Source organism: Bacillus cereus group sp. MYBK216-1 (assembly GCF_051916495.1).
Classification (GTDB): Bacteria; Bacillota; Bacilli; order Bacillales; family Bacillaceae_G; genus Bacillus_A; species Bacillus_A thuringiensis_K.
In genome coordinates this window covers 434087-448942 of the sequence record NZ_JBQAGT010000002.1, presented here as the reverse complement: position 1 = coordinate 448942, position 14856 = coordinate 434087, and the positions used below count along the sequence as shown (strand labels likewise).

Here is a 14856-nt window from a genome sequence, read left to right as displayed (position 1 = left end):
ATGTTTCTCAATAAACTTGTCAATCTTTTTTTATTTTTCAGATAAAGCATTTTAATGCTTCTTAATAAAATCATATGTAAACGCATTAAAAGTACTTATATTTTAAATAAAATTCAAAGTCCTCTTTTTAAAATTGAAGAACCTAAACTAGAGGTACGTTCATTTACAATGCTTTATGAAAAACTCAAGTATATATTTTCTCAATATTTTTCTGAAAATATATCTTACAAATATTAATGAATATCTTTTTTGTCATTTAAGATTTAATATATATTTCGAATACGATGTATCAATTTATTATATTTCAATATAATCCAAATAGGCATTTCACTCACTTTTACATCTATGAAAATCACAAAAGTAATTTAATCTTGTTAAAATAACTCATAAAAAAAGCATCCTAATTAATAGAATAGGATGCTTTTTCGTAATCATATTGTTATAGAAGATTTGTATACTTATGCTACGCTGCGATACTCTTCTTCTTTTTCTTTTTTCTGTTTAGGTGCTTGAATTAAAATTGCGATAATGAATGACACGACACATAATACACCTATTACCATGAACGTTGGTTTGAATCCACCTAGAAGTGCACCGATAAAGGAACCTGCAAGCGCCCCAAATCCAAATCCTTGATACACAATTCCGTAGTTCTTACTATGGTTTTTCATACCGAAGAAATCACCAACAATAGCTGGGAAAATAGTGATATTTCCACCAAAGCAAAACGCTACACTTGCTACACATACGAAGTAAATACCATAATTTAAATCTACAAAACTTAGAACTAAGACTGAACTAGCCATAACAACAAAAGTACCAGTAACGATTTTTAAACGCCCAATTTTATCCGATAACGGTCCTAAAATGATACGACCTAATGTATTGAAGATTGCAACCATAGCCACCGCATTAGCTGCTGTTGCTGCGCTAAGTCCTACAAGTTGAACACCAATGTCTTTTACCATACCAATTAAGTATAAGCCACTCATACATGATGTAAATAACATGATAAATAATAAGTATACTTGTTTTGTGCCTAACATTTCTTTCGTTGTGTATTCCTTAGTTTTTGTTTCATGAACTGCTCCTTGATCTGCAGCTTGATGGATTAAACAAGCACCAATTACAATCATAGCTGTAACAATTAAACCCCAGTATATAAATGCTTGGGATACACCAACTGATTCAATCAACTGTGCGTTAACGTATTTAAAGATTAAGCTACCTGAACCATATGCAGAGACAGAAATACCAGCAATTAAACCTTTACGCTCTGGAAACCACTTTATTAAATTTGATAGTGAAGTGATATATGCTGTACCATCTGCATAACCTACAACAACTCCCGCTAGTACATAAAATAATATTAGTGAGGATGCTTGTGAACTAAGTATTAATCCTAGTCCTAATGCTAATCCAGCTATCATAATAAGTTTACGAAGTCCCCATTTTTCTTGCAATTTACTCGCAAATAAAGTTGAAAATGCTAAAGAAAGACTAGTAATTGAGAAAGTTATCGCAACAGCGTTAAGACTCCAACCATATTTACTAACTAAAGGCTGATTGAATAAACTCCATGTATATATCGTCCCAAGCCCCATCTGTACTATAACTGTGCCAAGGACAACAAGCCATGGATTAACAGTTGATTTTTTCATATCTTTCCGCCCCCTCTTTCTATTTCAATGCTATTCGCTAAATTTACTTTTTTTATGTTCATTTTGGTCACCTCTTTTGATTTGACACCTTCATTGTATAAGATGTTTTCATTTATGTAAGCACTTACAAGATAGAGCGTCAAAAACATGGAATCAGTTACAGAAAATGAAGGACGAAATACAAAAAACTATTTATTAAAGAAACGGTTTTATTAAGTCAATTCAAAAGCCTGACTTTCTTTATACGCTTATAATTGTTTATTAAAATTTTACAATTTAACAAACAAATTCCATCATAATGAAAGCATTTTTAATACGTCTTGTTAAAACCTCTTTTAATTCTGCACACATAGACAACAAATATTTTTTTGATAAATAAAACTAAATATTCACTAATATATCTATCCGTGGTTTAATATATATAATAAAAAAATTTCTGTCTTTAATGAGGAGGTACTATGAAAGCAAACATAGGGGATACTATACTTTTTCAACGAAATAATTTAAAGATTACAGGATCTGTATTAAAACTTTATACTGAATCGGTCTTAGTTGAAATTACAAATGTAAGCGGTGGTACTTTTGAATTTGATCGAACAATTGTAAATCATAAAAACTATAAAGTTTTAAATACAAATACATAAAACAACACAAAATAGCCCCTGCTCAACAGCAGGGGCTATTTTATATAAAAATATTTCACTAGTTTATATACCCTAAAACATTAACAATCTTACTCGCTTTTAAATTGTTAATATGATAATAAATTTCTAAACCTCTTCTCTCTGCTCGTAACACTTTACCCTTCATTTTTGATAAATGTTGTGAAACAGTAGATTGCGGAATATTCAGTAACTCTGTTAATTGTGTTACATTACAAGTTTTTCTCGTACTTAATTCATTTACAATTTGCAGTCGGATTGGATGCGCCATAATTTTTAAAATATCTACATCTTCTTCTGAAACTAAAGTTTTTCTCATTTCACTCGTATATGTTGTCATAAGACATTCCCCTTTTATATGAATTCCATATTCATAAGATCTATTTCCAAATTTTTTAAAACCCTTGATTAAAACTTTTATATAGAAATAAAAGGATTTTAAATTTTTGAAAACAGAACTTACATTCACTTTATTTATTTATTTGGTACATATACATAATACAATGTTAATATGTGCTCTATGTGAAGTTCACATAAATTTGTGATGAAGATTTATTTAGCCACTCGCATCCTACTCATCTAATTACTCACTGCATAAAATCATCAGTTATTTTAACACATTTTAGGCGTTTGTATATACTATTTATAAAGTAAAACTTTAATCAGCCCTCACCAATCGTGCTTTTACGGGCAACCTGCCCCCCTCATAATTTCTTTGCTTCCGCTGAATTTTGAGATGGGCGTCTTACTGCACGGCAAATAGCGAAATAAAGCAACTTTTATAAAGGGGAATTCATATGCCTACAGCGTTACAAGAAGAAGTCGAAGAAGCACCGGAAACATATGTCAGTCATATCATCTTAGTTGGAGGATCGACTTTATTTTTAGTAGGCGGGGCTATATCGGCAATTTCAGCTTTTCAAGCTTATAATCGTTTGGAGAATACGCCGCCTTCTTCCGATAATTCATAGATATATAAATAAAACGTCGTCTCCAATGAAGAGACGACGTTTTATTTTATTACATACGAGACTAAAAGTATCGGTAGATTCCCTACTCCATTCTCTAAGCTTACTTCACCACAAACCTAGTCTGACTACATCCATCTTTCTGCTTCGTTACTTCTAATACAGCTGGCATTGCGTTTTTCAGCTCTTGTACGTGTGAAATGACACCGATAAATCGGCCTGATTTTTGTAGGTCAATTAAGGCATCTACTGCTTTCGTTAATGATTCTTCATCTAATGAACCGAACCCTTCATCGATGAACATCGTTTCGATGGAAATACCGCCTTCATATGCTTGAATGACATCTGCCATTCCTAGCGCTAGGCAAAGTGATGCGTTAAATTTCTCTCCGCCGGATAATGTTTTTACATCGCGCGTTTGGCCAGTGTATGCATCGTACACATCTAAACCTAATCCACTTTGGCGGTTTCTTTTTTCAACTCGCTCACTTCGTTTTAAATAAAATTGTCCATTTGATAATTTACGTAGTCGTTCGTTTGCGATTTGAACAATTTGTTCTAAATACTCAATTAAGATGTAACGTTCAAATGATATACGACTTTCGTTATCACCTTTCATTACTTCATATAAATCAACTAGTTCTTGGAAGGCTTTTTCTTCCTCGTGAATTTGTTCGTCAATACGTCTAATGTTTTCATGTAAATCAGAAATATATGTTACCGCATTTTGCGCACGTTGACGTTTTTCTTTAATTATATCGAGATTAATTTCTAGATCTTTTATGTGTTCACCTAAAGATGTAATATCCATATACTCTTTATCTTTTAATTCTGAGTTTAACTCTTCAATTTGTTTTGCAAGTACTTCAAGCGATGAATAATAACCTTGAATTTCTTTTTGTAACATCTCCATCTCGGCATCGCTTAATTTGGCTTCTTTATACGTGAATTGATCTGTAAACCCGCTTTGTTCTAGCTCTTTCATAAAGCGTGCGAAAGTCTCTTCTTTCTTTAATTTTGCACTTTCAAATTGATTAGAAGCACCTTTTTGTTCAGCTTGAATACGTATATTTTCATTTTGCCAATGCTGATACGCTTCCTGGACTTTCTTCCATTCGTCCTCCATTAACCTAAGTTCCTGCATAGCTTGATTAAACTGTGCTTTCCAAGCTTGTACTGTTTGTAAGTTTTCTGGAATATTTCGTTTATCATGTTCATATGACGTACGAAGTTGCATACACTCGATTTCTGTACGGTGCTGCATTGTTTCCACTTCTCGTTTTTGTTTCTGAAGTTCTTCTATTTTTTCTTCTACGCTTTTCATGTTCGCAGCAATCTGCTTACGTGTTTCTTCACTTGCTTTTAACGTATTAACGTCTGCTGCTAATTGTTTTCCTTTTTGAACAAGTGCACTATATGTTTCAACTAATTTTTCGGAGTTATAGCCACGCTTCACAACTTCTTCTATCACTTGTTCATATTGTAGTCGATAGAAATTCCATTTCTCCTCTACTTGCACATGGAATTTTTCAGCAATGTTCTTCTTATCTCTTAAATCGTTTAACTCTTTTTCATCGATCGCATTACTTTGCTCTGTAGCTTTTTGAGGATGATTCGTACTACCACATACCGGACAAGATTCACCGTCATGTAAATGACGAGCTAATATACCAGCTTGTTCACTTAACCAGCGGCGCTCCATGTTTTCATATGCACGAACTGCCACTTGCATTTTATTATTTGCCGCTTCTTTTTCTTGCTCGAATTTTTGTTTTTCTTGCCAAACATCATATGCTTGCTTTAAAACTTTTGCATCTTCTCGCATATTCGTTAGTTCTTCCACTTTAGCTACATATTGCTCAAGTGCTTGTTCTAATTGCTGCATTTCATCAGACATTCTCTGTTTTTGGTTTGTATGTTCTTCTAGTTGTTGATCCAACTTTTGCATACTTTCTTTTAATTTCCCTATTTGAATTTCGGCATTTTGTAAATTCAACTTTCTCTCAGCTAATGATGCAATAATCGCTTGTAACTCTTCTAATCTTTGAACAAGTTTTTTAGCCTCTTCTCGTTCAGCTTCTTTATTCTTTACTACTTCATACTTCTCCTGAGCAAGTTCAAAACTATTCATTATCTGTTCTTGTTTGACAATTATCTGTTTTAACAAACTTTCAGCTTTCTGCTCATTTTGCATCGCTTCTTCATACCATTGTTCAAATGGTAATAAGCGCTTTGCTTGTTCCGCACGTTTAAAGAATTTTTCTTTCCTTTCAATTGCTGCACGGTTCTCTTGTAAAGTGTTATATTTCTCATTCTTTTGTTGTAAATCTATAAATTTATCATTTACAGATTTCGCTGCATGAAAACGTGTTTCAGCATCTTTTAATTGCTTCGTTTGAACATCTTGTTCTACTTGTAATTGCTCAACCTCTGCCTTATACACAGCTGTTTCTTGTTCTAATGCTTCTACTACTTGATGCGTATTTACATGTTCTTGTTCCACTAAAGTCTCTAATAATGCTCCATCACGGATTGGTAATTTAAAAACATTGCGGAAGTATAACTCTCGCTCTTTCTGCTTTTCTTGTAAGACGTCTTTCCATTGTTTTCGTTTTTGGTCAAGTAACTCACGCATTAACTTATAACGATCCGTTTTAAAAATACGACGTAAGATCTCTTCTTTGTTTTCCGTCTCAGATGTTAATAGTTTTCGGAATTCCCCTTGGGGTAACATAACAATTTGGCTAAATTGATGTTTACTTAAACCAATTAAATCTTCTACTTTTTTATTTACATCCGTTACATGAAAACGATCAACGGCTGGAACCTTCTCTTCATCAATTACTTCATATAATTCTACTGCATGTCCTGTGATCGTCTTGTTCCCTTGTTTTTTATGTCCAAGTTGTCGTTTTATTTCATAGCGTTTCCCTTTTAACTGAAAGGTTAGTTCAACACTTGTATAAACATTATCATCAGCAAATTGACTTCGAAGCATGCTCGTATCACTACGTTCTTCTCCACTAGCCTCACCATATAACACATAACAAATCGCATCAAAAATCGTTGTTTTTCCAGCTCCTGTATTCCCAGAAATAGCGAAAATACGATGTTCTCCAAGATCTTCAAAATCGATTACTTCTTTCTGTTTATATGGCCCGAATGCTGTCATAATAAGCTGAATCGGTCTCATCCTCGTTCACCTTCCCGTTCTTGCACTGTTTGTAATACATCTATAAATAGGCGTTCTTTCTCTTCTGATAAATCTAACCCTTTCATTTCTTTATAGAAAGCCTTTAAAAGAGATAAATCATCCGTTTTATGTCTTGAAACAGTTACTTCATTTGTATCTGTTAGTTCTCGCCTTTGCATCGCTCTTTCAACGTGCATTGCATTTGGATATACAGATCGTATTTTCTCCATTGGTTGTAAGACGGGGTTTTCGTCTAATAATTTTACAAATACGTAATCTTCACTTACTGGGTGCTGTAATAATTCATCTATTTTCGCTTCTACTGTTCGCATTTTGCGACGTGGTGAAAGTAACCTTTTTTCAATTGCTACTTCACCAGTTTCATTCAGTTCTACAATGTAATAACCTTTTTTATGTTTCTCTTCAGAAATTGAATAGGCAAGTGGTGAACCTGAATATCGAATCGTCTCATTACGTACGAAATGCGCTTGATGTAAATGTCCAAGCGCTGTGTAATGAAACTTATCAAAATAATGACTATTTACATATTCAGCACCACCAATTGAAAGTGGTCGTTCTGCATCACTTGTATTCTCCTCCGCTTCTCCTGAAGAAGTTACAAATGCATGTCCAACAAATACATGTCTAGCTTCTTTATCCATCGTTTCAGAGAGCTCATTCATAAAAATGCGCATCGCATCATCATGAGAACGTACGTCTTCATTTTTTAACACGTGCCTCACTATGCTTGGGTCTGCATACGGTATTAGATGGAAGTGAACCTCTCCATATTCATCATTTAGTACAACAGGTTCATACGGGAATTGAAATTGACCTGCAATATGTAAGCCCTGTTTTTTCATTAAACTACTTCCAAAATGGATACGATCCGGACTATCATGATTACCAGCTACTGCAATAACTGGTGTTTGTAAATCAATAACTATTTTTTGCAGCACATCATTTAATAAGTCTACTGCTTCTGTAGGTGGAATTGCTCGATCATATAAATCCCCTGCAATAATTACAGCATCTGGTTTTTCTTCTTCAACAGCCTGTACAAACTGATCTAATACAATCTTTTGGTCTTCAGTCATATACACGCCATGAACAAGCTTACCTAAATGCCAATCCGCTGTATGAAATAACTTCATATTTTTCTACTCCTTTTAATTTACTGATTTTAGTGAAACGAGTTGATAGTTTATTGTAGTTTTTCCGTTCTCCCACTCTAGCTTCAATATCGTTGCACTTCCAATTCTTTCTTCATTTGATTTATATAAAGGCAATATTTCTTGAACTGTAAATAAGTGATAACCATCCAATATTAATTGAAATATATTTTCTTCAATATGTAATCTTACTTCTTTTTCATTTGAAATAATTTTTGTGTGCATCTCAAATTTCATGATAGATACAACCCCTTTTTATAATCTCTACATTTTAATAGTATAGTGGCTATGCAAGATTGACAAGTACATACACAGCAAAGTACACACTTTTCTATTGTTATATGTTTTATGTATTTTATATAAAATACGGTATGTGAAATTTTATATTTTCCCCAAAATAAAAATGCCTATTATGACATCTTTATTTTTGTATAAAGTCTTTCATTACATAATATAAAACGGTAATTAAAACGATTGCGACGAAAAATGAGAACACTGCGACAATGTACCCATCTTTATTTAATAAAATACAGAATGAAATAGATATTATAAAAATCGGAAATACGAGACGTACTTTATCCTTCACTTCTTCTGTCGTATCTGTATGATGAAAATACTGCGTTATTCCTATCATTAAAAAAGACAAAATAATAACCGACAATAGTAAAGGTCCTGGCATTCCGATTTCTCCTTTCTCTATTTCTAATTCAGTGTAAAATTTTTTATTACAATTGTACGATTTATTTTTTCTTCAAACACACTTTTAGAATTGATAATGAACATTTCACACCTATATAATAGCGCTTTTATCATTATAACTTCAAATAATTACACTTACAGTAATGTTGTAATATTCCCCCTCAGTCTCTGAAATCCTGCAAAGATAACTCGTCAAAATATGCAGTGACCAAATTAATATTTACCGTCAACTTTTGACAAAATTTATAAAGGACATTTCAGTACATATCAAGAATTAAGAATAAGAAGATATGTAAGGGAGGAAGCATTATGACTGAACACGTTTTATTTTCTGTTAGTGAAAACGGCGTTGCGACAATTACTTTAAACCGTCCAAAAGCACTTAATTCTTTATCTTATGACATGTTACAGCCTATCGGACAAAAACTGAAAGAATGGGAACACGATGAGCGTATTGCACTTATCGTGTTAAAAGGAGCTGGCACAAAAGGTTTTTGTGCAGGCGGCGACATTAAAACTCTTTATGAAGCGCGTTCCAATGAAGTGGCATTGCAACATGCAGAACGTTTTTTTGAAGAAGAGTATGAAATTGATACATATATTTATCAATATACAAAACCGATTATTGCTTGTTTAGATGGAATTGTAATGGGTGGTGGTGTCGGTCTTACAAATGGTGCGAAGTATCGCATTGTAACTGAGCGTACGAAATGGGCAATGCCAGAGATGAATATCGGCTTCTTCCCAGACGTCGGAGCTGCATATTTCTTAAATAAAGCGCCTGGATATACAGGACGATTCGTTGCTTTAACAGCATCTATTTTAAAAGCTTCTGACGTATTATTTATTAATGCTGCTGATTACTTTATGACATCTGATTCATTACCAAAGTTTCTTACTGAACTTGAAAGTGTAAATTGGCATAAAGAAGATGATGTACATACTAATTTAAAAGAAGTTATTCGTACATTTGCAACTGCTCCAAACTTAGAAAGCGAGCTTGCTCCTTCAATAGAAGTAATCAATTCACATTTTGCTTTCGATACAATTGAAGAAATCATCCATTCATTGGAGAAAGATGAAAGTTCCTTTGCTCTAAAAACGAAAGAAACACTGTTATCAAAATCCCCTATTTCACTAAAAGTAACATTAAAACAGTTTATTGATGGAAAAGATAAATCCGTTAAAGAATGTTTCGCTACGGACCTTATACTTGCTAAAAATTTCATGAGACATGAAGATTTCTTCGAAGGAGTACGCTCCGTTGTCGTTGATAAAGATCAAAATCCGAATTATAAATATAAACAGTTAAGTGACGTTTCAGAAGAAGATGTGAATCGTTTCTTTAACTTACTTAATGCATAAAATGAAACTGTCATGAGGGGGTGTCTCGTTCATCCCCCACCTAACTTCTTTGCTTCAGCTAAATCTTGTGCGGTGAAAATCTTACTACCCGCAAATAGCAGTATAAAATCGAAGCTATATAGTAGTGTAATTACAGCTACTATATAGCCTTTTTTATTTAATGATTTTTAATAAAATTTAATTTTATTAAATCCAAATATATGCTACACTATTTTTAATCAAATATTCTAAAAATAAAAAAGGAGGAGCGACTATGATTGAAAATTATTTTCTTTTCATCATTATGTCTATTTGTCTTATTATTTTACCTGGTCCTGATACAGCAATGGCTACAAAAAATACATTAGTTGCTGGTAAAGTCGGCGGAGTAAAAACAGTGTTTGGTACATGTGTTGCACTATTAATTCATACTTTAGCTGCTGTAATTGGTCTTTCTGCACTTATTGTAAAGTCAGCTCTTTTATTTTCTATTTTCAAGTACGTTGGGGCTCTATATTTAATTTATATTGGTATTAAAGCACTTTTAGCAGTAAGAAATAAAGAAGGCATTGATACGAACGATATATCTTTGAATAATGAAGATGAACACACCTCTTGCTTTCGACAAGGGTTTCTTACGAATTTATTAAACCCTAAAGTTGCAGTATTCTTTTTAACGTTTTTACCGCAATTTTTAAATCCAAATCATAATACGTTTATCCAACTACTCGTAATGGGCCTTACTTACCTCGTTTTAACAGCCATTTGGTTCGCTTTTTATATATTTTTAATTGATAAAATTAGTGCTTTTATGAAAAAACCGAAGACGCAACGTTATATTCAAGGGTTAACGGGAGTCGTCTTAATTGGTTTTGGTATTAAACTTGCTTTTGAAAAAAGTAATTAACAAGATGAAAACCACCACTATTAATAGTGGTGGTTTTCATTTAATAACTAATTTGACTGTTTATTTTATATTAAAACCAGCGCTCAGTTACAACTTTTTTACGTGTATAGAATTGAACGCCATCTGTACCATTTGTACCTAAATCACCAAAGAATGACGCTTTATTTCCTGCAAATGCGAAGAATGCCATTGGTGCTGGAACGTTTACGTTTACACCGATCATACCAGCATCGATATTATCACGGAACGTTTGTGCATGTTTACCGTTTGACGTATAAATAACTGCACCATTTGCAAATTTAGATTGATTTGTTAGTTTAATACCTTCTTCTAAATCTTTAACTCGTACAATGCTTAATACTGGAGCAAAAATCTCATCTTGCCAAATTTTCATTTCTTGATTCACGCCATCAAAGATTGTCGCACCTACAAAGTAACCTTCTCCAACTTCTTCATTAATTTTACGGCCATCTACTAATAAAGTTGCCCCATCTGCTACACCGCTATTAATGTAGCCTAAAACGCGCTCTTTATGAGATTCACGGATTAATGGTCCAACATAGTTCTCTTCGTTAAAGCCATCGCCTACTTTTAATTTTTTCGTTTCTGCTACTAATACATCAATGAATTCATCAGCAATTTCATCCACTACTGCTACTACTGAGCATGCCATGCAGCGCTCTCCACTACTTGCAAATGCAGATCCAATTACACCTTGTACTGTTTTCTCAAGATTGCAATCTGGCATTACAATCGCATGGTTTTTCGCACCTGCTAACGCTTGTACACGTTTTCCGTGTTTCGTACCAGTTTCATATACGTAACGTGCTACCGGCTCAGAGCCAACGAACGAGACAGCCTGAATATCTTTATTTTCTAAAATGCTATTTACAACATCTTTTCCGCCTTGTACTAAATTTAATACGCCTTTTGGGAATCCTGCTTCATAGAATAATTCTACAAGTCGCTCCGCTAAAAGTGGCGTTCTTTCAGATGTTTTTAATACGAATGTATTACCGCAAGCAATTGCAAGTGGGAACATCCATAACGGAATCATCATCGGGAAGTTAAACGGCGTAATACCAGCAACAACTCCGATTGGGTAGCGCCAAATTGATCCATCAATTCCGCTAGCGATATTCGGAAGTGCTTGACCCATCATTAAATTTGGCGTAGATGTTGCAAGTTCTACCGCTTCAATACCACGCTGTACTTCACCTGTTGCATCCGTTAGCGTTTTACCATTTTCTAGCGTAATGATTTTTGCAAGCTCATCTTTGTTTTCTTGTAATAGCTGTAAATATTTATATAAATTTCTTGAACGATTTGGAACTGGTACTTTAGACCATGTTTCGAATGCTGCTTTTGCCGCTTCAACAGCTTTTTCAACATCTTCTTTTGGAGATAGTGGAACGTAAGCGATAATTTTTCCAGTCGCTGGATTTGGAACTGCTTCTACTTCCGTACCTGTCGATTCAACCCACTCACCGTTAATGTGATTTTTTACTCGTTTAATTTCAGTTGTAATCATTGTATTCTCTCCTTTGTATAATTTATTTTTGATTAGAAATTAATTGCTCGCTAACTTTCTTATATAAAGCAGCCATATCGTTTTCACCATATCCAGCTTGACTCGCTTCGTCATATACGTTTAATAACATTTCGCTTACCGGTAAATGGAGTTCGCTTTCCTTAGCTAAGTCAACTGCAAATCCTAAATCTTTCTTCAATAAGTTCACAGTAAATCCTGGCTCATAGTTTTCAGGTGCTATAAAACTTTTATAATTACGTTCATAAATTCTACTTTGACCGTAACTTACATTTAAAATATCAAACATTTTATCTAAATCCATATTGTTCTTTTTCGCTAATGTTAAAGCTTCACTCACACCAGCTGTATAAAAACCAATTAATAAGTTATTAATTAACTTAACAGTTGTACCACTATCAATCTGCTCACTAACGTGGAAAATGTTCGCGCCTAGTACGCCCATGATAGATTCCGTTTTCTCATATACCTCTTTTGATCCACCAACCATAAACGTTAATGTACGGTTTTCGGCTCCGATTACACCACCGCTCACAGGTGCTGCTAAAAAGTCTACTTTCTTTTCCTTTGCAGCTTCCTCTAACTGTTTGTTTAACTGCGGCGATACCGTACTTGTATCAATGAAAACTACATTCGAGTGACCATTTTCAAATAATCCTTCAGCTCCAAAATATACCGCTTCAACAGCGCGAGGTGAAGGTAAACTTGTAAAAACTACATCACATGTTTCTGCTAGTTTTGAGATTGATAGACCGATAATTCCGCCTTCTTTTTCAAAGGACGCTTCCGCCTCTTTATTTAAGTCCACGCCATATACTGTGTAACCTGATTTAACTAGATTTTTTGACATTGGAAGGCCCATGTTACCTAAACCGATAAAACCAATCTTTTTCATATCGCTTTCCTCCTATTTACACAATATATTTCCCGCGATTTATAATAGCTTTCGCAATTTCTCTCTTCTTCGTAAATACGTTCGTGTATAAAGGCACTAATAATTGACGGATTTCAGCTAAAATCACATGTCTATCTTGTTCTTCTGTAACAGCCGCTGAAAGTACAGAGATCGCCGCTTCTTCTACTTTACGGTATCCTTCTTCACAAATAACATCCGTTATTAGTTGCTTCGTACGTTCTTTTTCCTCTCCATTTTTACGTACCGCTTTTCTCGTACGTAAAAACGCTGATTCCATGACGTACACGTCCGTCAACATATTTGAAATTACACGTGAATATTCTTGTTCTTGGTCAATTTTTAGGCCTGGAGTTTTAGAGAGCGTTTTCAAAGATTGTTTCAACAATTTTTTCGCTAATAAAATGTAACGATGGTTTCTTTCTACATTTGCTACATTACTTTCTACTTCAGTGTCTTCTAATTGTTCGATTTGTTTCATTAACATTTTAGCAACTGTTAATCTATTAATTTCGTTCGTTCCTTCAAAAATACGACTAATTCTTGCATCACGATATAATCGTTCTACCTCATACTCTTGCATATAACCGTAACCACCATGAATTTGTACAGCTTCATCTACGATATAAGCAAGTGTTTCAGAAGCATTTACTTTATTCAGTGCACATTCAATTGCAAATTGGGACATTTTCTTCATAAGATCTTCATCGCTCTCATGAATTGCTTCATCGATTACACCTGCTGTACGATAAGCTGCACTTTCGGCTCCATATGTAGCAATGATCATATTTGCAATTTTCTCTTGAATCATCGTAAAGTCTACTAATTCCGTTTGGAACTGTTTTCGCTCTTTTCCATATTGAACCGACAAACCAATTGCTTGTTTTGCTGTTCCAATATTTCCAAAAGCAAGTTTAAGTCTAGCAAAGTTAAGAATATTAAGGGCTACGTGATGCCCTTTCCCAACTTCCCCTAAAACATTATCAGCAGGGATGACAACATCTTCTAAAATAAGAGTCGCTGTTGAAGAACCTTTAATCCCCATTTTCTTTTCTTCTAATCCAATAGATACACCTTCACATGTTCTTTCGACAATAAACGCTGTCATTCCTTTATTTGTCTTCGCAAAAACAACGTATACATCTGCCATATGAGCATTTGTAATCCATTGCTTCTCACCATTTAACTTCCAAGCTGTTCCCTCTTCATTCAATACGGCGCTTGTTTTTGCACTTAATGCATCCGAACCAGCATTTGGCTCTGTTAAAGCATAAGCCCCAATCCATTCTCCCGATGCGATTTTCGATAAATATTTTTCTTTTTGCTCTTTCGTTCCATAATATATGTAAGGCAATGTACCGACACCAGCGTGTATATTAAAAGAAACGCTAAACGCACCAGCGTAACCCATTTTCTCTGCTACAAGACCTGAGACAGCCTTTCCTAACTCGAACCCGCCATAATCTTCTGGTACCTCAATGCCTAATAATCCAAGTTCCCCAGCTTTCTCAAATAATTGACGAGAAACTTTATAGTTATGTTGTTCAATATTCTCCATTTGTGGAACAATTTCTTGTTTAACGAATTGTTCTGTCGTTTTTGCGATTAAATCTTCATCACCTGAAAAATCTTCTGGTGTAAAGTAAGTATGATTTATATCTTTATTAAGTGAAAAAAATTCATCCCATGGTAACTTCGTTTTCTCCATATGTATCCCCCTATCATTCGGCTTTCATAGCTTTTTGCTTATGCTCGTCTACGATGAGTGGAATATCTTTTTTGAAAATA

The 14856-nt window shown here is 34.1% G+C and carries 13 protein-coding genes; 4 read left to right on the top strand and 9 right to left on the bottom strand.

The window, feature by feature from the left end:
* Window positions 1-458 precede the first annotated feature (458 nt).
* The gene (locus ACTFRH_RS07925) at window positions 459-1661 is read right to left on the bottom strand and encodes an L-lactate MFS transporter (RefSeq protein ID WP_000750121.1); all 1203 of its coding nucleotides are present in this window, start codon (window positions 1659-1661) and stop codon (window positions 459-461) included.
* 458 nt (window positions 1662-2119) lie between these two features.
* Between ACTFRH_RS07925 and ACTFRH_RS07920 the strand changes: the two genes are divergently transcribed.
* The gene (locus tag ACTFRH_RS07920) at window positions 2120-2305 is read left to right on the top strand and encodes a YkvS family protein (RefSeq protein ID WP_000646581.1); all 186 of its coding nucleotides are present in this window, start codon (window positions 2120-2122) and stop codon (window positions 2303-2305) included.
* A 58-nt stretch (window positions 2306-2363) separates the two neighbouring features.
* On the opposite strand, the gene ACTFRH_RS07915 is transcribed toward ACTFRH_RS07920, so the two are convergent.
* Window positions 2364-2663: an ArsR/SmtB family transcription factor gene (locus tag ACTFRH_RS07915; protein WP_000214801.1), complete on the bottom strand. Its 300-nt coding sequence runs from the start codon at window positions 2661-2663 to the stop codon at window positions 2364-2366.
* Window positions 2664-3120: 457 nt separating this feature from the next.
* Here ACTFRH_RS07915 and ACTFRH_RS07910 point away from each other — a divergent pair, with 457 nt between their 5' ends.
* Window positions 3121-3294: a hypothetical protein gene (locus ACTFRH_RS07910; RefSeq protein ID WP_001141665.1), complete on the top strand. Its 174-nt coding sequence runs from the start codon at window positions 3121-3123 to the stop codon at window positions 3292-3294.
* Between the two features lie 100 nt (window positions 3295-3394).
* Here the strand turns inward: ACTFRH_RS07910 and ACTFRH_RS07905 are convergent, their stop codons facing one another.
* The 4 genes from ACTFRH_RS07905 to ACTFRH_RS07890 all read right to left on the bottom strand — a co-directional run bounded on the left by ACTFRH_RS07905 (window position 3395) and on the right by ACTFRH_RS07890 (window position 8335).
* Window positions 3395-6484 (bottom strand): AAA family ATPase, encoded by a 3090-nt coding sequence (locus ACTFRH_RS07905; RefSeq protein ID WP_001247455.1) that lies wholly within the window; start codon window positions 6482-6484, stop codon window positions 3395-3397.
* Window positions 6481-7638, bottom strand: coding sequence for an exonuclease SbcCD subunit D (locus ACTFRH_RS07900; protein WP_000765150.1), 1158 nt, complete (start codon window positions 7636-7638; stop codon window positions 6481-6483). The genes ACTFRH_RS07905 and ACTFRH_RS07900 overlap by 4 nt, the downstream gene beginning before the upstream one ends.
* Before the next feature lie 15 nt (window positions 7639-7653).
* Window positions 7654-7893: a DUF2584 family protein gene (locus ACTFRH_RS07895; RefSeq protein WP_000667346.1), complete on the bottom strand. Its 240-nt coding sequence runs from the start codon at window positions 7891-7893 to the stop codon at window positions 7654-7656.
* 184 nt (window positions 7894-8077) lie between these two features.
* Entirely contained in the window at window positions 8078-8335 is a 258-nt protein-coding gene (locus ACTFRH_RS07890) for a hypothetical protein (RefSeq protein ID WP_001119404.1), read from the bottom strand.
* Between the two features lie 329 nt (window positions 8336-8664).
* On the opposite strand from ACTFRH_RS07890, the gene ACTFRH_RS07885 reads away from it, so the two are divergent.
* Window positions 8665-9720, top strand: coding sequence for an enoyl-CoA hydratase/isomerase family protein (locus ACTFRH_RS07885; protein ID WP_000134923.1), 1056 nt, complete (start codon window positions 8665-8667; stop codon window positions 9718-9720).
* Window positions 9721-9973: 253 nt separating this feature from the next.
* A complete protein-coding gene (locus tag ACTFRH_RS07880; RefSeq protein WP_000572334.1) occupies window positions 9974-10606 on the top strand; it encodes a LysE family translocator in 633 nt (210 codons plus the stop codon).
* Between the two features lie 70 nt (window positions 10607-10676).
* Here the strand turns inward: ACTFRH_RS07880 and ACTFRH_RS07875 are convergent, their stop codons facing one another.
* Genes ACTFRH_RS07875 through ACTFRH_RS07865 form a run of 3 tightly spaced genes read right to left on the bottom strand, consistent with a single transcriptional unit; the run spans window position 10677 to window position 14776 of the window.
* Window positions 10677-12137, bottom strand: a complete 1461-nt coding sequence (locus ACTFRH_RS07875) for a CoA-acylating methylmalonate-semialdehyde dehydrogenase (RefSeq protein WP_000633347.1) — start codon at window positions 12135-12137, stop codon at window positions 10677-10679.
* Between the two features lie 22 nt (window positions 12138-12159).
* Entirely contained in the window at window positions 12160-13050 is an 891-nt protein-coding gene (locus tag ACTFRH_RS07870; RefSeq protein ID WP_000719411.1) for an NAD(P)-dependent oxidoreductase, read from the bottom strand.
* A gap of 16 nt (window positions 13051-13066) precedes the next feature.
* Window positions 13067-14776, bottom strand: a complete 1710-nt coding sequence (locus ACTFRH_RS07865; RefSeq protein WP_000416006.1) for an acyl-CoA dehydrogenase family protein — start codon at window positions 14774-14776, stop codon at window positions 13067-13069.
* Window positions 14777-14856 lie beyond the last annotated feature (80 nt).

Bases quoted from the DNA above. Each gene is read 5' to 3' on its own strand.
- ACTFRH_RS07925 (WP_000750121.1), bottom strand. From the start codon at position 1,661: ATGAAAAAATCAACTGTTAATCCATGGCTTGTTGTCCTTGGCACAGTT.
- ACTFRH_RS07920 (WP_000646581.1), top strand. From the start codon at position 2,120: ATGAAAGCAAACATAGGGGATACTATACTTTTTCAACGAAATAATTTA.
- ACTFRH_RS07915 (WP_000214801.1), bottom strand. From the start codon at position 2,663: ATGACAACATATACGAGTGAAATGAGAAAAACTTTAGTTTCAGAAGAA.
- ACTFRH_RS07910 (WP_001141665.1), top strand. From the start codon at position 3,121: ATGCCTACAGCGTTACAAGAAGAAGTCGAAGAAGCACCGGAAACATAT.
- ACTFRH_RS07905 (WP_001247455.1), bottom strand. From the start codon at position 6,484: ATGAGACCGATTCAGCTTATTATGACAGCATTCGGGCCATATAAACAG.
- ACTFRH_RS07900 (WP_000765150.1), bottom strand. From the start codon at position 7,638: ATGAAGTTATTTCATACAGCGGATTGGCATTTAGGTAAGCTTGTTCAT.
- ACTFRH_RS07895 (WP_000667346.1), bottom strand. From the start codon at position 7,893: ATGAAATTTGAGATGCACACAAAAATTATTTCAAATGAAAAAGAAGTA.
- ACTFRH_RS07890 (WP_001119404.1), bottom strand. From the start codon at position 8,335: ATGCCAGGACCTTTACTATTGTCGGTTATTATTTTGTCTTTTTTAATG.
- ACTFRH_RS07885 (WP_000134923.1), top strand. From the start codon at position 8,665: ATGACTGAACACGTTTTATTTTCTGTTAGTGAAAACGGCGTTGCGACA.
- ACTFRH_RS07880 (WP_000572334.1), top strand. From the start codon at position 9,974: ATGATTGAAAATTATTTTCTTTTCATCATTATGTCTATTTGTCTTATT.
- ACTFRH_RS07875 (WP_000633347.1), bottom strand. From the start codon at position 12,137: ATGATTACAACTGAAATTAAACGAGTAAAAAATCACATTAACGGTGAG.
- ACTFRH_RS07870 (WP_000719411.1), bottom strand. From the start codon at position 13,050: ATGAAAAAGATTGGTTTTATCGGTTTAGGTAACATGGGCCTTCCAATG.
- ACTFRH_RS07865 (WP_000416006.1), bottom strand. From the start codon at position 14,776: ATGGAGAAAACGAAGTTACCATGGGATGAATTTTTTTCACTTAATAAA.